The organism is Gordonia sp. OPL2 (assembly GCF_003797825.1).
GTDB lineage: Bacteria > Actinomycetota > Actinomycetes > Mycobacteriales > Mycobacteriaceae > Gordonia.
Genome location: NZ_RKME01000017.1, coordinates 80,464 through 99,242, shown reverse-complemented (window position 1 = coordinate 99,242; position 18,779 = coordinate 80,464). Strand labels below are relative to the sequence as shown.

The following is an 18,779-nucleotide window of genomic DNA, read 5'->3' as shown; positions in this document are numbered from 1 at the left end:
TTCGATTCTGTAGTACGAAACACGCGGAATGCGCGTGTTCGTACTACAGATTCGGGTGGCCTGAGTGTCAGGCGTCCCACCACGGACGCAGCGGAAGGTCGTTGCCGCCCTTGTCGTCCAGCTTGGTCGCCAGGACATGGTGCAGCTGGATGATGTCGCGTTCGAACCCGATGCGGCAGCCGGCCATGTAGAGACCCCACAGCCGGGCAGTGCCCTCACCGACCTCGGCGACCGCCTCGTCCCAGTGCTCCACCAGGTTCCGGTTCCAGTCCCGCAGCGTCATCGCGTAGTGGTCGCGGAAATTCTCCTCGTGGACGACCTCCATGCCGCCGATGTCCTGCAGCTTGGAGATGATCTTGCCGGAGCCGGTGAGCTCACCGTCGGGGAACACGTAGCGGTCGATGAACGAGCCCGCACGGCTGCGGCTCGCATTGTCGGGCCGGGTGATGCAGTGGTTCAACAACATTCCGCCAACCCGCAGGCGATCGCGGATGAACTTGAAGTAGGCGGGATAGTTCGCGACGCCGATGTGTTCGGTGAGACCGATCGAGGACACCGCGTCGAAGCCGGTCTCGGTGACGTCGCGGTAGTCGCTGTGGCGGACCTCCGCGAACTCCGTCAGGCCCTCGTCGACGATGGCCTTCTGCGCCCACTCCGCCTGCTCCGCCGACAACGTAGCGCCGATGACGTGCACGCCGCGCCGGGCGGCGTAGCGAACCATTCCGCCCCAGCCGCAACCGATGTCGAGCAGGCGGTCGCCGGGCTTGAGTCGGAGCTTCTCGAAGATCAGGCGGTACTTGTTCTCCTGGGCGGTCTCCAGGGAGGCCTCCAGGTCCGGGTACACCGCACACGTGTAGGTCATCGACGGGCCGAGAACCCACTCGTAGAAGGTGTTCGAGACGTCGTAGTGGTAGTGGATGACCTCGGCGTCGCGGGTCCGGCTGTGCCGCAGGCCCTCCGCGAATCGACGCCAGCGGGGCAGAGCCTCCTGCGGGGGCGGGGTGATCGGCTTGAAGTGCTCGATACCGAGCGAGCGCGCGATGTGGGCCAGTGTGAGTGTGGAAGGCCGGGTGAAGTTGAGGTCGGAGGCCAGGGCGCGCAGTGCGCCGTACGGGTCCGCCGGGTGTGCCCCCACGAGTTCGAGGTCGCCGGCGATGTACGCGCGTGCCAGGCCGAGGTCGCCGGGCGCGGTCACCAGATAGGTCGTGCCGCGGGGAGTCTTGAGGTCGAGCCCGAACTCGGCGTCCGCTGGGCCGGCCGAGCTGCCGTCGTAGGCGGTGATCCGGATGGTGAGATCGCCGCCCATCAGCGATTCGAAGATCTGGGCCAAGGTCATCTTGCCTGCAGGTGGGGTCTCGCCGCCGGCATGAAGGGGGCTGTCCTTGAATGTCGTCATTGTCGTTTCACCGCTTTCGCATACAGATCCAGCAGACGGCCCCGCGGGTCGTACCGCTTCTTGAGCAGCCGATAGCTTTCGCCCCCATAGAGTTCATCGAACTCGTCCGGGGAATAGAAGGATTCCGAATAGAGCGATTTGTGACCATCGAGTCCGGCCACCTTGCGTTCGATCAGCTTGTTGGTGTGCCCGGGATCGCCGGGCGTGACGGGAACCGCGGACCAGAAGCCGACGTTGACGTAGGTCTTCCGGGGCTCGAGCGGATACAGCGGCCATGGCCGGATGCCGTCGGCTCCTTCGAGTGCGGGCTGGCGAAGACGCAACGGGCACAACCAGATCGGTTCGATCGGGATGGTGTCGAGGAACCACTGGACGTACGCCGTGGTGTTCTCGAGTGGTACCTCGATGTCCTGCACGACGCGCTCCGACGGAGGCTCGCCCTTGCGTGCGTTCAGCTTGTCGCCGATGTTGTAGCGATGATCGAGTGCGATGAGCTTCCAGTAGAAACTGCTGCGCAGGTACCTTTTCGGCCATAGGCGCCGAATGCGCGGATTCTGCGCACCGAACGCCCGTGAACACCAGAACCAGTCGGTGTCCCAGCGCCACAGGTAATCGTGGATCGTCAGGCGGTCGTGGGTGATCCCGGACGCATGCTGGATCGACCGGTAGAAGATGTCCATTCCGGTGTAGTCGCTGACGCCGGATCCCCCGTCGCTCCGCCGACCCCGGCCGGGATCGGCGGTCTGGCGGCCCAGGGTCAGATAGGACTCGTCGGCGGAGAACACGACACCGTCGAGGTAGTCGACGCGTTCACCGTCGTACTCGCCGTCGGCGACGATCGACTCCATCGTGTCCTGGAGGTCGACAATCCGGTCAAAGCGGACGTGGCGCAACGCAACATACGGTTCGACGGACTCGAGTTCGATCTTCAGCCGCACCGAGTAGCCGAGGGTTCCGTACGAATTCGGGAAACCGAAGAACAGGTCGGCGTTCTCGTTTGTCGGTGTCGCCGTGATGATCTCGCCGTCGCCGGTGAGGATGTCGATCTCGAGGACGGACTCGTGGGGCAGGCCGTTGCGGAACGACGTGCTCTCGATTCCGAGGCCGGTCACCGCGCCGCCGAGGGTGATGGTCTTCAACTGCGGCACGACCTTCGGCGCCAGGCCGTACGGCAGAGTCGCGGCGACCAGGTGCTCGTAGGTGCACATCCCGGCGACGTCGGCGGTCTTCGCATCGGGGTCCACCGAGATGACCCGGTCGAGGCCGGAGACGTCGAGACCGGGGTGCGGATTGTCGGCGCGCTTGCGAAAGAGGTTGGAGGTCTTCTTCGCCAGTCGTACCGTGGCGCCGGGCGGAATCGCCCGGTAGCTGGAAAGAAGCGTTGCGACACCTTCGTCGAACGCCTGCGCCCCCATCTCCAACCGCTCCGAGCTCACTTGGATAGCCTAGGACGTGAGTTTGCCCCCCGCCAATCAGTTCAAAGGAGTACCCATCGTGGGTCAGGTTTCCGCAACGCAGTCCGTCGACATCGCCGCAGCACCGGATGTCGTGGTGGCGGCGTTGGCCGACTACAACGAGGTGCGTCCGGCGATCCTGCCGTCGCAGTACCGCGACTACGCGGTGATCAGCGGTGGCAACGGTGAGGGCACCGTCGTGCACTGGATCCTGCAGGCCACCGAGAAGCGTCAGCGTGACGTGAAGGCAACCGTCTCCGTGGTTCCGGACACGGTCACGGAGAACGACGAGAACTCGTCGATGGTGACGACCTACAGCGTGGCGAAGGCCGGATCGGGCAGCCGCGTCACCACCACCACGACCTGGACCGGAGCGGGCGGCATCGGCGGGTTCTTCGAGAAGACCTTCGCGCCTAAGGGCCTGAACCGCATCCAGGCCGAGCTGCTCGGCAATCTCAAGAAGCGTCTGGAGAGCTGAGCCGCCGACGACGTCGCGGACCCCTCTCGCCGCTGCCTGCGCGGGACGGGGTCGACGCCACGCGGGTTGTCCTGAGATCGGGACCGGAGTGCACCGTCGGCGAGTGCCTGCGCGCGACGCCCGCACTCGCCGGACTCGATCCAGAGGACCTCGTCTCTCGTGCCGCCGGCGGTGAGATCGTCGACGCCGAGGGACGGCCCGTCGACCTGTCCGCACCGGCGCGTCTGAACACCTCGGTGTATCTGTACCGGGATCTCCCCGACGAACCCGCGATCCCGTTCGACCTGCCGATACTCCACCTCGACGACCACATCGTGGTCGTCGACAAGCCACATTTCCTCGCCACCATGCCGCGCGGCCGCCACGTCACGCAGACCGCACTCGTCCGGCTGCGCCGACACCTCGGCACCGACCTCGTGTCGCCGGCGCACCGCCTCGACCGGCTGACCGCCGGGGTGCTGCTGTTCACCCTGCGCCCCGAGGTGCGTGCGCGCTATCAGGCCCTCTTCGCCGAGCGCCTGGCCACCAAGGAGTACCGAGCGCTCGCAGCGGTCCGCGAGGACCTCGTGGTCACGCATACGGTGGCCGACCGGATCGAGAAGACCGCCGGTGACCTGCGTGCGCGTGTCGTCGAGGGCGAGGCGAACGCGATCAGCGACATCACCCTCGTCGACCGGGCGGCCGGCGGTCTCGGGGTCTACGAACTCCGCCCGTTCACCGGTCGCACCCACCAACTGCGTATGCACATGGCGCACCTCGGGGTCGGCATCGTCGGCGACCCGCTGTACCCGGAGATCCGCCCCGACCTGGCCGGGCTGCCGGACCGCGGTGACTTCTCCCAGCCGCTGCGGCTCATCGCGCACTCGCTGACATTCGACGACCCGCTGACCGGGGACCGCCGGCACTTCGAGAGTGCGCGGTCGGTCACCGATGACCTGACCCCGCCGAATCCGCCCGGTCTACCCTGAGCGCATGGCCATCCAGACGACCTACGAACGCCATCTCGACCTGGGGTGTGAGGCCGTGGTGTTCATCGACGACGAGTCACTGGCATGTTTCCAGATCCAACGTGACCTGGTCGGTGGTCCCCGGGCGGACGAGTACTGCGTCACCACCGGTGCGAGCGCCCCGATCTACGGCGCGATCACCGGCTGGCGACGCATCGAGGACAGGTTCGAGTTCGCGCTGACCAGGCGCGCGAGTCGGCTCTTCGGCGACGACGTGATCTCGTTCGTGGTCACGCCCGGCGACGGCGCGACCGTCGACGAGCTCGCCGAGCATGTCGATCGGTTGCTGCGCTGAGACGGCTATACAGTTGACGGTGTGACTCAACCTTTCGACCCCAGCTCACTGTTCGGCGGCGGCGAGGGCGGCGGCGACAACCCGATGGCGGGTCTGCTGGCCCAGGCCCAGCAGATGCAGGAGCAGTTGCTCGCCGCGCAGAACGAGATCGCCGAGGCGCAGGTGACCGGCACCGCGGGCAACGGCCTCGTGACGGTGACCGGCAACGGCACCGGCGAGGTCACCGCGGTCACCATCGACCCGAAGGTCGTCGACGCCGACGACGTGGAAACCCTGCAGGACCTCGTCCTCGGCGCGCTCGCCGACCTGTCCACGAAGCGCGAGGCGCTGGCACAGGAGAAGATGGGCCCGCTCGCCGGTGGTCTCGGCGGCGGCCTGCCCGGTCTCGGTTAGCCGGCCGACATGTACGAGGGGCCCATCCAGGATCTGATCGACGAGCTCGCCAAGCAGCCGGGACTCGGCCCGAAGGGTGCCCAGCGGATCGCCTTCCACCTGCTCGGCGTCGAGAACAGCGAGATCGATCGGCTGATCGCGGCGCTCGGCCGTGTCCGCGACGACGTCACGTTCTGCGCCGAGTGCGGCAACGTCTCGGCGAATCGGCTGTGCCGGATCTGCTCGGATGCGCGACGAGACGCCACGAAGATCTGCGTCGTCGAGGAGCCCAAGGACGTCCATGCGATCGAACGGACCAAGGAGTTCGACGGCCGCTATCACGTCCTCGGCGGGGCCCTCGACCCGCTGTCGGGGATCGGACCGGATCAACTGCGCATCCGCGAACTCCTCCGGCGGCTGGCCAATCAGGAGGATGGCGTCGACGTGACCGAGGTGATCGTCGCGACCGACCCCAACACCGAGGGCGAGGCGACGGCCACCTATCTGCTGCGGATGCTCAAGGACTTCCCCGGTCTGTCGGTGACCCGGTTGGCGTCCGGGCTGCCGATGGGTGGCGATCTCGAGTTCGCGGACGAACTGACGCTTGGACGAGCGCTGTCGGGTCGGCGGGTGCTCGCGGGTTAGGTCCGCCCCTGTCGGACAGAGGTACGGGTCGCCCTGACGCGCCGGATCGGCACGACCCCTGCTAGAGATAGACGCGTGAACAGTCGGGACACCACCCTGATCGGTCGGCTCGCCGTGTTGACGACGGTCCTCGCTGCGGCCGTCGGCCTGATGTCGGTGATCCCGGCCTCTGCGGCCCCGGCGCCCGGTCGGTCGCAGACGCTGTCGTGGGGCCCGTGCCCGAAGATCCATGGCGCGGGGCCTGAGGTCCGCTGCGCCACCGTGAGGGTGCCCCGCGACCACGCGAAGCCATCCGGCCCGACGATCCAGATCATGATCAGCCGGATTCCCGCGCGCGACCCGGCTCGCAGGCGTGGAGTGCTGATCGGCAATCCGGGTGGACCCGGCGGCGACGCGATCGGCATGTTCTCGGCGCTGAAGGCTCCGCGAGAGGTGCGCGACGAATGGGATCTCGTCGCGGTCCAACCCCGCGGGTTGCTCTCGTCGACTCCGGCTCGGTGCGCACCTGCCGACGACTCCGACGCCATCACGGCGATCGTGTCATCCGGTGGGTTGACCAGGGAACGCTGTGACAGCGCCGATCCCGGATACGTACGGACGATCACCACCGAGAACACCGCCCGCGACATCGACGTCGTGCGGCGGGCCCTCGGCGAGGAGAAGGTCAGCCTGTACGGCATCTCCTACGGCACACTGCTGATGTCGACGTACGCGACGTTGTACCCGGGACACACCGATCGTCTCGTCCTCGATTCGGGAGTCGACCCGTCCTGGGTGTGGAACAGCGTGTTGTCTGCGCAGACGTCGTCGTACAAGCGTCGGACCCACGAGATGATGGCGTGGATCGCGCAGCGCGACAACATCTATCACCTTGGTAGTACGCCGCTGGCGGTCTATCGGGCGTGGAGTGCGAGGGTCGCGAAGGAGTCGGGTGTGCCGCCGTCGTTGGCCGCGCCGCCCGCCCGGGTCGGCGACGTCCCACCCGGTCTCCGGGCCGTTGCCGCGCAGTACATCGCCGGGGTCGATCTGACCGCCGACGCCCGGGCGCGGTTCGAGAACTTCGTCGCGACGATACTCGTTCCCGGTGGGCTGCAGGCGAAGTCGTCGCTGCTGGGGATCACCCGGCTCGCCGCGCCCGACCGCAACCTGTGGCCGTTGGTGGCGCTGCGCACGGCCGGACGCGCCGACGCGCCGTCGACGCCCAATCCGCAGGTCGTCGAGCTCCTGACGACCATGCAGGAGATGCAGAACCTGATAGTGTGCAACGAGAATCAGGTACCGGCGCAGCCCGCGACGATCCCGGCGGCCTTCTTCGCGAACTACGTCGTCGGCGATGTGTACGACGCTCCCGGTCTGATCTACGAGTCCGGGATGGCGTGCGCGGGTGCGCCGGCGGTCACCCGGACCGTCGCACTCGCCAACCGCGGACTCGCGGTGACCCCCTTGCAGATCCAGAGTCTGGGCGATCCGCAGACGCCGTACCGCGGATCGTTCGCCATGCAACGTCTGATGCGCAGCCATCTCATCACCGTAGGCGGTGGCGATCACGCGCAACTCGGCCGCCGCAATCCGGCCCTGGATCGGGCGATCACGGAGTACCTCCGGACCGGACGGACCTCGATCCGGTCGGTTCCGGAGCCGGCGATCTCCGCGTCCCTGACCAAGGCGCCGCAGACCGGGATCGGTGCGTCGGGATGATCGAAGCGACGCTCGACCGTCATCTCGACGAGCTTGCCGCCGAGATGGATTCGGGCATCGTGGCGATCGACGGGCCGTCGGGTGCGGGCAAGTCGACCGTCGCGGACGCTCTCGTGGAGCGCCTACGACGACGCGGCGTCGGTGTGCAGCTGATCCGTACCGATGACTTCGCCACCTGGGACAATCCGGTCGCGTGGTGGCCGGAGCTGGAAACCGATGTGCTGCAGGCCTTCATCCGCCGCCACGACTACCGGTACCGGCCCCGGGTGTGGCAGGACGGTGAGCCGACCACGGGACCTCTCGTCTGGCTCCGGTGGGAGCCGTTGTTGATCATCGAAGGCGTGTCGTCGGCGCGACGGCGTATCGCGCAACGGCTCACGTGGTCGCTGTGGCTCGACGGCGGGCCGGCATCGGAGCGTCTGGCACGCACGGTCGCCCGCGACGGTGAGGAGTCACGGCCGATGCTCGAACGATGGCAGCAGTTCGAGCGCGGCTGGTTCGCCGTCGACCGCACCCGGGAGCGGTGTCGGGTGTTGGACTGACGGACGCACCACGGTTGCTGCTCAGTCGTTCTCGGTGCGTGTCGCGGTGGCCACGCCCGCCGACCGTGTCCAGAATTCCGCCGATCGTGCCCTGGATCTCGCCGATCGTGTCCGGGGGTGGGCGTCAATCCCTTCGGGAGCGGTCAAACCGGAACCGTGGGCACTCTGACGGCCCGCAGACGGCGCAGTCGGAGCCGGATCGATAGTGCAGGTGGGCCTCGCGTGGGTGTCCGCATCGGCACCGCGAGTCCGGCGTGCGGCCGAGCCACCGTGCGAACGCATTCGTCATGAGTCGACCACCCCTCTCCGATCGTCACACCTGCGTGACCCACCGCAGCCTACCCGCCATCGTTCACGGTCGCGGGGGCGTTCGACAACTCAGGCCGGCGTGCGTCGCCGCCGCGATCAGCACGTCCTCGAGCATGGCGGGAGTGAGTCGTCCGGTGAACGTATTGTGTTGGCTCACGTGGTAACTCCCGAAGACCGACAGGTCGCGCCCGTCACGGCGGATCACGGTTCGCGCGCCGTGCCCGAACCGCGGACGTGGCCGGTCCACCGTCCATCCGAGGTCGCCGAATGCCCGGAGACCGGCCTGCCAACCGAAGGCGCCGAGGACGACGACCGACCGTAGCGTCGGCATCAGCAGGTCGAGTTCGGCGTCGAGCCAGTGACCGCACCGATCCCGCTCGTCGACGGTGGGTTTGTTCTGCGGGGGCGCGCAATGGACCGGGGCGGTCATCCGGACGCCGAAGAGCTCCATGCCGTCGTCGAGCGAGATCGCGTGTGGTTGGCTCGCCAAGCCGACTTCGTGGAGCGCGCGGAACAGGACGTCGCCGCTCTGGTCTCCGGTGAACATCCGGCCGGTGCGATTGCCGCCATGGGCAGCCGGTGCGAGGCCGAGGATCAGCACCCGCGCGTCGGCGGGTCCGAATCCCGGAACCGGGCGGCCCCAGTAGGTCTGATCCGCGAACGCGGCCCGCTTCTCACGCGCCACCTGCTCCCGCCATCGGACCAGACGCGGGCATGCGCGACAGTCGACCAGGTCGGCGTCGAGCGCGGCGATGCTGCGGTACGCCATACGTCGACGATACGACTGTGGGCACGGTCGGCAAGTTTCTGGGCACGGTCGGCAAGTTTCTGGACACGGTGGGCAAGTTTCTGGGCACGGTCGGCAAGATTCTGGACACGGTCGGCGAATTCGTGGGCACGGTCGGCGAGGTGCCGGCGTGCGGCGACGAGGCGGAGGTCGGGCCGGCGTGCGGCGACGAAGCGGCGTCGGGCCGGAGTGCGACGACGCGGAGGTCGGGCGGAGGAGGCTGACGGGGCGGAGACGTGGCGCCTCAGCCGCGGCGGCCGGCGGCCAGACGCTCCTTGCGGAGTCGTTCGACCTCGGGAAGGTCGAGGGGGGCCAGCGAACTCCCGACGGCGCGGGCGAGGAGATGGTCGGCGAGCTCGGGATTGCGTGCCAGGGCCGGACCGTGCATGTAGGTACCGAGGACAGATCCCTGGACGACACCCTCGGTGCCGTCGCCCACACCGTTGCCGACGCCGTGGCGCACGCGGGCGAGTGGCCGGGCGTCAGAGCCGAGAGTCGTTCCGCCGCGGTGATTCTCGAACCCGCTGAGTGGTGCGGTGAGCCCGTCGAGGGTGGGCTGGGTGACGAGTTCACCGATGCTGCGGTCGGTTTGGGGCGCGGTGGTCAGGTCGAACAGTGAGATCCCGTCCACGCGTTCGCCGGCCGACGTCTCATACCAGTGACCGAGCACCTGGATCGCCGCGCAGATCGCGAGCACCGGACGTCCCGCCGCGGCTGCTCGCTGCAGCCCCGGGTAGCGCGTGAGGTGCCGGGTCGCGAGACGCTGTGCGTAGTCCTCGGCGCCGCCGAGGGTGTAGACGTCGAGCGAGTCGGGTACCTCGTCGTCGAGGGTGATCTGCACGATCTCGGCGTCGATGCCGCGCATCAGCGCACGCTGACGCAGGACGAGCGCATTGCCGCCGTCGCCGTAGGTGCCCATGACATCGGGCAGGACAAGGCCGATCCGTAGGGTCGATTCGCTCACTGCTCGGCACCTCGCAGATCGGAACCGCGGGCGCGCTCGGCGCGCTCGAGCGCAGTGCCGAGATCGCGGAACGCGGTGTAGTTGGCCAGCACCTCGACCCTCCCGGGCGGGCACGAGGCGATCGCCGCCATCGGGTCGGGGATCGTCGTGTGCTCGGCTCCCGCGTAGAGCAGGCGCACCGACAGGTCCGCCGCGCGCTCGCCGGCGGCCACCACCTGCATCGTCTCGAACGCCTCGAAACGGACGTCCCACAACCAGGAGAGGTCCTCGCCGTCGGGGACCTGACCGTTGACGGCGATGACCAGTCCGTCGGCGTCCTGATCGATCATCGACAGGGCCTCCTGCCATCCGGCGGGATTCTTGGCGAGCAGGGTGCGGACGGAATGATTGCCCACCTGATGGATGCCATACCGTCCGGCGACCTCGCCGACGGTGCCGACGGCGGCGACCGCCTTCGCCGGGTCGGCGCCCATCGCCACAGCGGCGGCGACTGCCTGGGTCGCGTTGCCGCGATTCGCGCGTCCCGGCACCGACAGCGCCATCGGTGCGACGAAATCGTTGGGGCCGTAGATGTTCTCGTCGTCGAACCACCAGGTCGGCGTGGGGCGGCGGAAGTTCTCGTCGCCGCTGGAATGCCAGTCGGTCCCGGAACGCACGATGGGTTCACCGGTGCGGGGGCAGCTCACCGAGTCGCCGACCCAACCGGCGCCCGCGGCCACCCAGATCACCTGCGGGGCGTCGAAGGCGGCGGAGGTGACCAGCACGTCGTCGCAGTTCGCGACGATCGTCATGGACGGATGCCGTCCGATGCCCTCGCGCAGGCGCCGTTCGATCATGTTGATCTCGCCGACGCGGTCGAGCTGGTCGCGTGAGAGATTCAGCATCACAAGGACTTCGGGGTCGACGGCGTCGCTGACATGGGGCACGTGCAGCTCGTCGACCTCGAGTGCGCAGATGGGTGCGGGACGATGGAGGGTGAGGGTCGCGATGATGCCGGCGTCCATGTTCGCGCCGTCGGCCTGTGTGGCCACCTCACCCAGTTCGGACAGCGCCGCGGCCGTCATCCGGGTCGTCGTCGACTTCCCGTTGGTTCCGGTCACGAGTGCGGTGCGCTTGCCGGCCGCGAGGCGTCCCATGATGTTCGGATCGATCTTCGCCGCGACGAGCCCGCCGATCATCGAACCCTTGCCGCGACCTGCTGTCCGCGACGCCCAGCGGGCCGCGGATGCGGCCGCCAGGGCGACGGTGGTGCGCATCGGAGTTCTCACGCGGTCGGGCATGGCAACGAGTCTGACACAAGCGGTCGGGGGCGGCGCGACCGTGCGCCGCGGGTACGCTCGCGGGCGTGAGTCAGGCCACAGCGACGTCGCCCTCGATCCCCGCCCGTGTCCAGCGCGCCCTCATGCGTGGGGCCGGACACCTCCCGCCTGCGCTGTTGCGCCTCGGTGCTCAGTTCGGGCGCGTCAACGCCGACGGTGAGCGGTTGTCGCCGGAGATGGCGCTGACCGGGTGGATCGCCGCGCACCTCCCCGCGTTCGAACTCGCCGGGAAGCCGGTCGATCGGGCCCGCGCCGACCTCACCGAGAACGCGGCCACGCTGACCGAGAAACTGCCGCCGATGGCCGTCGAGGAGGATCTCGAGATCGACGGGCCAGGCGGGGCGATCCCGGCAACCCGCTACCGCGCCCGGGTCGATTCGGTCGGACTCGTCGTCTTCTTCCACGGTGGTGGCTTCGTCCAGGGCGACCGCGTCAGCCACGACAACCTCGTTCGCAGGCTGGCGTTGTCGACCGGGGCCGACATCCTGTCGGTCGACTACCGTCTCGCGCCCGAGCACCCGTTTCCCGCCGCGGTCGACGACGCCGTCGCCGCATGGCGGTTCGCGGTCGCCAAGGCGCCGGGTTGGGGTGTGCGCACCGACCGCATCGCGGTGGCCGGCGACAGTGCGGGCGGGAACCTGAGCGCGGTCGTCGCGCAGCAGGTGCGCGGCGACGAGGTCACGCCCTGCCTGCAGATGCTGATCTATCCCGTCACCGACGTGACGACGAAGCGTGACTCGCGGCGTGAGTTCGCCGAGGGGCTGTACCTGACCGACGCGCACATGGATTGGTTCGTCGACCACTACGTGCCCGACGTCGGGCAGCGCGCGGATCCCCGGGTGTCACCGCTGCTGGCCGACGACCTGTCCGGTCTCGCGCCCGCCTATGTGATCGTGGCCGGATTCGATCCGCTCCGCGACGAGGGGATCGCCTACGCCGACCGGCTGAAGGAGGCGGGCGTCCCGGTGACGCTCGACCGCGCGGGCAGCCTCATTCATGCCTTTGCCAACATGACTCTGATCAGCCCCGATGCGCGCGCCGCCGTCGACCGCATCGGTGCCGCTCTGGCGTTCGCGATGCGCTGAGACGACCACGACATCTGCGTCGACGGGCGAGCGCCGCGGCCGCGAGCGTGGCGCGGCCAACACTCCGGCGGCGCACCCGGCGATCACCGTCGCCGCACCCAGGATCTCGAGCGTGCTCGGGGCCTCGCCGAGCAGGAGCCACGCCGCGGTGATCCCGACGACGGGGACCAACAGGGACAGCGGTGCCACCCGACTCGCCTCGTAGCGCGACATCAGCATGATCCACAGCCCGGACCCGACGACGGTCCCCAGCATCACGGTGTACGCGAGCCCAGCGAGGGCCAGCAGTCCGCTCCGTGAGTCGAGTGTGGTCAGCGAGTCGAGACCCGTTGTCGGGCCGTCGAACACGAGGCTCATCAGGAAGAACGGGATCGGCGGCACCACCGACATCCACAGGGTCATGCGCAGCGGGTCGGACAGTCGCCCGTCGTCGGCGGGACCCGGGGACACTCCCTTCACGGCCAGCCGCGAACCGACGTTGCCGAACGCCCAACCCAGGCCACCGAGAATCGTCAGGATCATCGGCACGATCGCGGCGACCCCGAGCGAGTTGTGGGTGGCGCGATCGACTCCGATGACGACCATCCCGGCGACGGCGACCGTGATCCCGACGACCTGCAGCGGGCTCATCCGTTCGCGCAGGAACAGGACGCCGAGCAGCACGGTGAACGGCGCCGAGGTCTGCAGGACCAGCGAGGCCAGGCCGGTCGGCATTCCCAGGTCCATCGCGAGGAACAGGAATGCGAACTGGATGACGCCGAACCCGATCGCGTAGAGCAGGAACCACCGGACGCGCACCTTCGGGAAGCGCACGAAGAGGATTACCGGGACCGCCATCACGGTGAAGCGGAGCGCAGCGCAGAAGAACGGCGGGAAATGGTCGAGGCTGAGGCGGATGGCGATGAAGTTCAGTCCCCACAGCACGACCACGCCGATCCCCAGGAGTCGATCGCGATTGCTCATGAGCACCATGGTCGACGGCAGATCGATGCAGCACAATCGAAATAAATCGTAGAAACGGTGAAGTCATGCTTCACGAATGCGGGGACCGTGGCCGGTGTGCGCGACGCCGGCCACGGCCACGGATATCAGCGCCAGCCGAGGGCCGGGGCCACGTGGGTGAGGATCGATTCGATGACGTGAGCGTTGTAGTCGACACCCAGCTGGTTGGGGACCGTGAGCAGCAGCGTGTCGGCGGCCTCGATCGCCTCGTCCTCGCGGAGTGCTTCGATGAGCTTGTCCGGTTCGTCGGCGTAGCTGCGTCCGAAGCGGGCGACCGTGTTGTCGATGACTCCGACCTGATCCTGTTCGTCACCGCCGCGCCCGAAGTAGGCACGATCGAGATCGTCGACGATGGCGAAGATGCTGCGGCTCACCGAGACCCGCGGTTCGCGCGTGTGGCCGGACTCGTCCCAGGCGGCGCGGAACCGCTGGATCTGCTCGGCCTGCAACTTGTGGAACGGTATTCCGGTGTCTTCGGTGAGAAGGGTCGAACTCATCAGGTTCATCCCTTGTCGTGCAGTCCATTCCGCGGTTGATCGGGTACCGGCACCCCACCAGATGCGATCGCGGAGTCCGGGGGACTGCGGCTCGATCGGCAGGAGACCGGGCGGATTCGGGAACATCGGCTGCGGGTTCGGTTGCGCGAACCCGCCTCCCGCGATGACGCGCAGGAACACGTCGGCATGCTGTCGGGCCATCTCGGCGTCGCTCGAATCCTCTGGCGGCACATAGCCGAAGTACTTGTATCCCTCGATGACCTGCTCGGGCGATCCGCGACTGATCCCGAGTTGCAGACGGCCGCCCGAGATGAGGTCGGCCGCACCGGCATCCTCCGCCATGTACAGCGGGTTCTCGTATCGCATGTCGATGACGCCGGTACCGATCTCGATGCGATCGGTCTTCGCGCCGACCGCCGACAGCAGCGGGAAGGGGGAGGCGAGTTGGTGGGCGAAATGGTGGACGCGGAAGTACGCGCCGTCCGCACCGAGTTCCTCGGCGGCGACGGCGAGATCGATGGACTGGAGCAATGCGTCAGCGCCGGAGCGGACCTGCGATCCACGCGCATCCGACCAGTGACCGAACGAGAGAAAGCCGATCTTCTTCATGATCTGGTAAATGATACTGCGGTCCGTTTAATTCCCGGGGAATGCACGGTCCGTGTAGCAGGACTGCACGGTCGCGCAGTTCGACTACGATCCTGCTTCATGGACGTCAAGCGCCTCCGTCTGTTGCGGGAGTTCGCCGACCGTGGCTCGGTCGGGTCGGTCGCCAGCGCCATGCACATGACCCCGTCGGCGGTCTCTCAGCAGCTCAAGGTGCTCACGAAGGAGGCGGGCGTCGACCTCCTCGAGCAGGACGGCCGGCGCATCCGCCTCACCGACGCCGGACGCGCGCTGGTTCTGCGCGCCGACGACGTGATCGCGGCGGTCGAGCGTGCGCAGGAGGAGATGGAGGGCTATCGGTCGGGCCGGGCGACGGTGCGGCTGGCCATGTTCCCGTCGGGCGCGGCCCTGTTGCTCCCGGGTGTGCTGGACCGGACGGTCGACTCGGGTATCGACGTCCGTGCCTCCGAGCTCGACGTCGGTTACCCGGACGCCTCCCCGGCGCTGGCCGACCACGACATCGTGGTGACCCATCGGGACGAACGCACAGCCCCGGTCCGGCTGCCGCGCGTGGAGGTCACGGAGCTGATGCGCGAGCCGGTCGACGTCGCTGTCGCGGTCGACTCGGCCTTCGCGGCCCGCGACGAGGTGGAGGTTGGCGACCTCGCCGATTGCGACTGGATCAGCGTCGAGGGTGGCTTCCCCGTCGACGACGTACTCCTGTCGATCTCGGCGGTGACCGGCGTCGCGCCCCGCGTCACCCAACGCATGCTCGACTTCGCGACGATCGAGTCGATCGTCGCCGCGGACCATGGCATCGCACTCATCCCGCGGTTCGCGGTCCGACACCCGGGAGTGAAGCCGTTGACCCTCAAAGGGGTTCGCGCGGCGCGCGTCTACGAGGCACTCACCCGGCCGGCGCCGCGCAAAGCGGTGGCCGCGGTCGTCGGAGATCTGGTGGCGTCGGCGGAACGCGCCCTGGGTCGATGACGCCCGGACGTGCGCCGTGGTACGTGCTCAGTCCGCGCGGTCGCGGAGGGTCTGGTCGATGAAGACCCGGAACGCCCACTCCAGCGTGTCCCGCGACCGGTGGGTGCCGTTCTCGTACCCGACGAGCAGGTACATGGCCGCGGTCGCGTAACGCTCGGCGAGGACGCGGTCACCCAGGACCTCCAGGTAGGTGTCGGCGATGAACTGCCGGCGTTCCTCGTCGGCCTCGATCTGTACGGCCCGCACGTCCGGGTCATGCTCGGCCCACACGCGGATGGCGGCCTCGGAGTCGTGCGGGAGCGCCAGCGCGATGTCGGTCAGGACGTCGAGCCGCGCCACCGCGTCGGTGACCGTGCCCGCCTGCGCGATCGGACGGTCGCTCTGCTCGGTTCGCCAGTAGCGGATGAGTGCGGAGGTGTAGGCGCCCCAGCTGGGGAAGGCGTGGTAGAACGAGCCCGTCGTCGCGCCGACTGCCTCACACACCGCCGCGAGTTTGAGTCCGGCATGCCCCTGATCGGCGAGGACCTGCAGACCGGCGTCCAGATAGCGCACCTTCGCAGTGTGCGATGCGCCCGACCGTCGCTTCTCCGTAGAAGTCACCCTCCCAGTCTAGGTGTGACCTCTTGCACATAACCATAAGTGGACTTATGCTGGCGGCAACTCGACGAGAAGGTGCTCAGCCCATGCGCAATCCCGTGAAGACGATCTCCACCGCCGGACTCGATCCGGAGACCCAGTGGATGGACATCTATCGCAACCTGTCCACACGCGAGTTCCCCTGGGACATCAACCAGGCACTCAGCTTCGCGCTGTTCCGCACGTACGCGGTGCCGAGCATCGGGCGCCTGCTCGACGAGACCGGTGCGTTCACCGAGGCCACGCAGAAGCGCTACGACGACACGGCGATCCTTCTGGAGACACCGCTGATCGAGGGATTCGACAGTCCGCAGGGCAAGGCGGCCATCCGACGGATCAATCAGATGCACAAGATGTACGACATCCCGAACGACGACTTCCGCTACGTGTTGTCGACCTTCGTCGTCGTACCGGTGCGCTGGCTCGCCGACTACGGGTGGCGTCCACTCACCGCCGACGAGAAGCTGGCGATGGTCCGCTACTACCAGGCCCTCGGGCGCCACATGGCGATCAAGGACATCCCGGCCACCTACGACGAGTTCGCGACGCTGATGGACGAGTACGAGGCCGAGCACTTCGCCTTCGACCCCGATTCACGACGCGTGGCCGACGCGACGATGGATCTGCTCGCCTCGTTCTACCCGGGTTTCGCCAAGCGTGGGGTCGACATCTTCAGCCGCTCCCTGATGGACGAGCCGCTGATCACGGCCTTCGGCTACGACGACCCGGGCACCGTCGCGCGGGCCGCGTCCGCGGGTGCGCTCAGGCTCCGTGCACGGTTGCTGGCGCTGCTGCCGCCACGCCGGAAGCCGGCACTGGTTCAGAACATGCCCCGAATCCGTTCCTACCCCGAGGGTTTCGACATCGAGTCGATGGGAACGTTCGCGGGTGGATGTCCGGTTCACCACGCGGCGCCCGCCCCGGAGGAGCCGGCGCAGGCAGGCTGAGCGGCTCGCGGCGATGGACCTGCCTCCGTGGGCGGCCGAACTCGCCGGGACCGGACGTCGGATCGACGATCAGTAGGCCATGAACAGGATCTCGTCGCGGCTGTAGTCGTGGCCGGGGTGATTCTCCTTGAGGTGCTCCTGCACCTTCACCACCAGCTCGTCCTCATCGGTGCCCTTGATGGCCTCGCCACACGGGCAGGTCAGTCGCGTCTTCATCCGGTTCATGCGATTCCCCTCGTTCGCCGGTCGTGCGCCTACGCGCCGTCGTCGGGCGTGAGGTTACCCGCGGCGAGGGGCAGAGGTGAAGGGATTGCTCAGCGGAAGGTCAGGATGGGGGCGGTCTCGGGCCGGCGGTCGTCGGTCACGCGCACGCGCTGGGGGTGTGCCTCGGAGCGGGCGATCAGGCCGATGAGTGCTCCGATTCCGACGGTCATCATGGTGAGGACTCCGAGCAGGGCAAAGACGTAGGTCAACTGTAGTGTGTTCATGTCATTACATTGTCCCCACGGAGGCGCCTCATGGCACGTGAGCAGCGGGTATTCGTAGGGAGACTCATAGTCGGCGTGAGGATGTGACGTGGCGATCCCCACGGTGAGCGATCTGTCGCGGGTCACACCCCGGACGCTGGTGATCGCGTTCCTGGCCGCTGTCATGGCATTCGTCCCCGCCGTGGTGGACAGTACTGCACGCGCCGCGACGACCACCGACGCACCCGGCACCGCCACCTCGATCTCCCAGCTCGATACATGGGGCGGTCTCGACCGCGTGTTCCGGATCTCGTATCTCACCACCGATCCGCGCGGGGCAGTCGTTCCGGCGAGCGGGATCGTGCGACTGCCCGACGGGCCGCGTCCTGACCAGGGGTGGCGCATCGTCTCGTGGGCACACGGCACCTCCGGACTCGGGCCCGACTGTGGACTGACCGGATCCGCCGACCTGATCCGGGGCACGGCGCCGGCGATCGAGGCCCTCACTCAGGCCGGATATGCGGTGGTCGCCACCGATTACCTCGGACTCGGTCCGAACTCGGCGGGACCGCATCCCTACCTCCACTCGCGGTCGGAGGCGACTGCGGTCATCGACATCGTGCGAGCGGCCCGTGCCGTCGTCGGCGGGTTGTCGCGGACCTGGGCGGTGGGTGGGTCGTCGCAGGGTGGCCATGCGGCCTTGGCCGCGGGCCACTACGCGCGACGGTATGCCCCCGAGTTGGACTACCGCGGGGCCGCAGCGCTCGCTCCCGCGTCGAACTTCGAGAACGTCATCCCGCTCGTGCGGCCCGGAAGCGTCCCCCTCCCGAAGGCGATGTCGGGCCCGTTCGCCGCGATCCTGGCCGGGATGGCGAACAACCAGCACGATGTCGACGTCCGCTCGTATCTGTCCGATGTCGGCACACGCGTCGTCGACGAGGTGGGCCGATCGTGTGGGCCGCAGTGGGAGTCGATCCTCGAGGGCGCGCGGCCCGACGAACTGCTGTCGAAGTCACTCGGGGACGACGACTTCCGAAAGGCGCTCGCCGCCTACATGAAGGTGCCGGTCGCCGACCAGGGCGGACCGATCCTCATCGTCCACGGACTGCGCGACGTGACCGTACCGATCCCGATGACCTTTGCCCTCCTGTCCGAGTTGCGCAAGGCGGGAACGGAGTACGACTTCGAGACGGTCAACGCCGACCACACGGATCTGCGGGCGAAAGGCGGCATGGACGACGCGGTCCGGTTCCTGGAACGTGTCATGCCCGCGACCTGACGGC

The 18,779-nt window shown here is 68.0% G+C and carries 21 protein-coding genes and 1 pseudogene; 12 read left to right on the top strand and 10 right to left on the bottom strand.

The features are described from left to right. Positions 1-67: 67 nt before the first annotated feature. Entirely contained in the window at positions 68-1,396 is a 1,329-nt protein-coding gene (locus EEB19_RS16485; RefSeq protein WP_187588171.1) for a class I SAM-dependent methyltransferase, read from the bottom strand. Further along, positions 1,393-2,811 carry an FAD-binding oxidoreductase gene (locus tag EEB19_RS16480; protein WP_187588245.1) on the bottom strand — a complete coding sequence of 473 codons (1,419 nt, stop codon included), beginning with the start codon at positions 2,809-2,811 and terminating at the stop codon, positions 1,393-1,395. The genes EEB19_RS16485 and EEB19_RS16480 overlap by 4 nt, the downstream gene beginning before the upstream one ends. 79 nt (positions 2,812-2,890) lie before the next feature. Between EEB19_RS16480 and EEB19_RS16475 the strand changes: the two genes are divergently transcribed. From EEB19_RS16475 to EEB19_RS16445, 7 genes are all read left to right on the top strand, one after another. Beyond that, positions 2,891-3,328, top strand: a complete 438-nt coding sequence (locus EEB19_RS16475; RefSeq protein ID WP_187588169.1) for an SRPBCC family protein — start codon at positions 2,891-2,893, stop codon at positions 3,326-3,328. A gap of 32 nt (positions 3,329-3,360) precedes the next feature. Then, positions 3,361-4,296 (top strand): pseudouridine synthase, encoded by a 936-nt coding sequence (locus EEB19_RS16470; protein ID WP_187588243.1) that lies wholly within the window; start codon positions 3,361-3,363, stop codon positions 4,294-4,296. Between the two features lie 4 nt (positions 4,297-4,300). Further along, complete coding sequence (locus EEB19_RS16465) at positions 4,301-4,630, top strand: hypothetical protein (RefSeq protein ID WP_187588167.1); 330 nt, start codon at positions 4,301-4,303, stop codon at positions 4,628-4,630. A 21-nt stretch (positions 4,631-4,651) separates the two neighbouring features. Continuing rightward, positions 4,652-5,023, top strand: a complete 372-nt coding sequence (locus EEB19_RS16460) for a YbaB/EbfC family nucleoid-associated protein (RefSeq protein ID WP_187588165.1) — start codon at positions 4,652-4,654, stop codon at positions 5,021-5,023. A gap of 9 nt (positions 5,024-5,032) precedes the next feature. Continuing rightward, positions 5,033-5,647, top strand: coding sequence for a recombination mediator RecR (gene recR / locus EEB19_RS16455; RefSeq protein ID WP_187588163.1), 615 nt, complete (start codon positions 5,033-5,035; stop codon positions 5,645-5,647). A 150-nt stretch (positions 5,648-5,797) separates the two neighbouring features. Further along, a complete protein-coding gene (locus EEB19_RS16450) occupies positions 5,798-7,345 on the top strand; it encodes an alpha/beta fold hydrolase (RefSeq protein WP_187588241.1) in 1,548 nt (515 codons plus the stop codon). Beyond that, positions 7,342-7,887, top strand: a complete 546-nt coding sequence (locus tag EEB19_RS16445) for a uridine kinase (protein WP_187588161.1) — start codon at positions 7,342-7,344, stop codon at positions 7,885-7,887. The genes EEB19_RS16450 and EEB19_RS16445 overlap by 4 nt, the downstream gene beginning before the upstream one ends. A 352-nt stretch (positions 7,888-8,239) precedes the next feature. Here EEB19_RS16445 and EEB19_RS16440 read toward each other — a convergent pair whose 3' ends face one another. Then, complete coding sequence (locus EEB19_RS16440) at positions 8,240-8,965, bottom strand: uracil-DNA glycosylase (RefSeq protein WP_187588159.1); 726 nt, start codon at positions 8,963-8,965, stop codon at positions 8,240-8,242. A 17-nt stretch (positions 8,966-8,982) separates the two neighbouring features. Between EEB19_RS16440 and EEB19_RS16435 the strand changes: the two genes are divergently transcribed. Further along, entirely contained in the window at positions 8,983-9,207 is a 225-nt protein-coding gene (locus EEB19_RS16435) for a hypothetical protein (protein ID WP_187588157.1), read from the top strand. 20 nt (positions 9,208-9,227) lie between these two features. On the opposite strand, the gene EEB19_RS16430 is transcribed toward EEB19_RS16435, so the two are convergent. Continuing rightward, positions 9,228-9,947: a type 1 glutamine amidotransferase gene (locus EEB19_RS16430; protein ID WP_187588155.1), complete on the bottom strand. Its 720-nt coding sequence runs from the start codon at positions 9,945-9,947 to the stop codon at positions 9,228-9,230. Then, entirely contained in the window at positions 9,944-11,227 is a 1,284-nt protein-coding gene (locus EEB19_RS16425; protein ID WP_187588153.1) for a MurT ligase domain-containing protein, read from the bottom strand. Before EEB19_RS16425 ends, EEB19_RS16430 begins: the two co-directional genes overlap by 4 nt. 65 nt (positions 11,228-11,292) lie before the next feature. Here EEB19_RS16425 and EEB19_RS26965 point away from each other — a divergent pair, with 65 nt between their 5' ends. Further along, complete coding sequence (locus EEB19_RS26965) at positions 11,293-12,351, top strand: alpha/beta hydrolase (protein WP_262365713.1); 1,059 nt, start codon at positions 11,293-11,295, stop codon at positions 12,349-12,351. A 129-nt stretch (positions 12,352-12,480) separates the two neighbouring features. On the opposite strand, the pseudogene EEB19_RS16420 reads toward EEB19_RS26965, so the two are convergent. Next, a pseudogene (locus tag EEB19_RS16420) lies at positions 12,481-13,314 on the bottom strand (EamA family transporter); the annotation flags it as partial. A 125-nt stretch (positions 13,315-13,439) separates the two neighbouring features. Beyond that, on the bottom strand, positions 13,440-14,459 hold the full coding sequence (locus tag EEB19_RS16415) for an LLM class flavin-dependent oxidoreductase (RefSeq protein ID WP_187588149.1): 1,020 nt from the start codon (positions 14,457-14,459) through the stop codon (positions 13,440-13,442). Positions 14,460-14,558: 99 nt separating this feature from the next. Here EEB19_RS16415 and EEB19_RS16410 point away from each other — a divergent pair, with 99 nt between their 5' ends. Next, positions 14,559-15,446 (top strand): LysR family transcriptional regulator, encoded by an 888-nt coding sequence (locus EEB19_RS16410; RefSeq protein WP_187588147.1) that lies wholly within the window; start codon positions 14,559-14,561, stop codon positions 15,444-15,446. A 27-nt stretch (positions 15,447-15,473) separates the two neighbouring features. On the opposite strand, the gene EEB19_RS16405 is transcribed toward EEB19_RS16410, so the two are convergent. Further along, positions 15,474-16,046: a TetR/AcrR family transcriptional regulator gene (locus EEB19_RS16405; protein ID WP_187588145.1), complete on the bottom strand. Its 573-nt coding sequence runs from the start codon at positions 16,044-16,046 to the stop codon at positions 15,474-15,476. An 83-nt stretch (positions 16,047-16,129) separates the two neighbouring features. Between EEB19_RS16405 and EEB19_RS16400 the strand changes: the two genes are divergently transcribed. After that, entirely contained in the window at positions 16,130-17,029 is a 900-nt protein-coding gene (locus tag EEB19_RS16400) for an oxygenase MpaB family protein (protein ID WP_187588143.1), read from the top strand. A gap of 69 nt (positions 17,030-17,098) precedes the next feature. On the opposite strand, the gene EEB19_RS16395 is transcribed toward EEB19_RS16400, so the two are convergent. Next, positions 17,099-17,245 (bottom strand): DUF1059 domain-containing protein, encoded by a 147-nt coding sequence (locus EEB19_RS16395; protein ID WP_187588141.1) that lies wholly within the window; start codon positions 17,243-17,245, stop codon positions 17,099-17,101. Between the two features lie 98 nt (positions 17,246-17,343). Continuing rightward, positions 17,344-17,517 (bottom strand): hypothetical protein, encoded by a 174-nt coding sequence (locus EEB19_RS16390; RefSeq protein WP_187588139.1) that lies wholly within the window; start codon positions 17,515-17,517, stop codon positions 17,344-17,346. A gap of 88 nt (positions 17,518-17,605) precedes the next feature. Here EEB19_RS16390 and EEB19_RS16385 point away from each other — a divergent pair, with 88 nt between their 5' ends. Then, a complete protein-coding gene (locus tag EEB19_RS16385; protein ID WP_262365712.1) occupies positions 17,606-18,775 on the top strand; it encodes a lipase family protein in 1,170 nt (389 codons plus the stop codon). Positions 18,776-18,779: the final 4 nt, after the last annotated feature.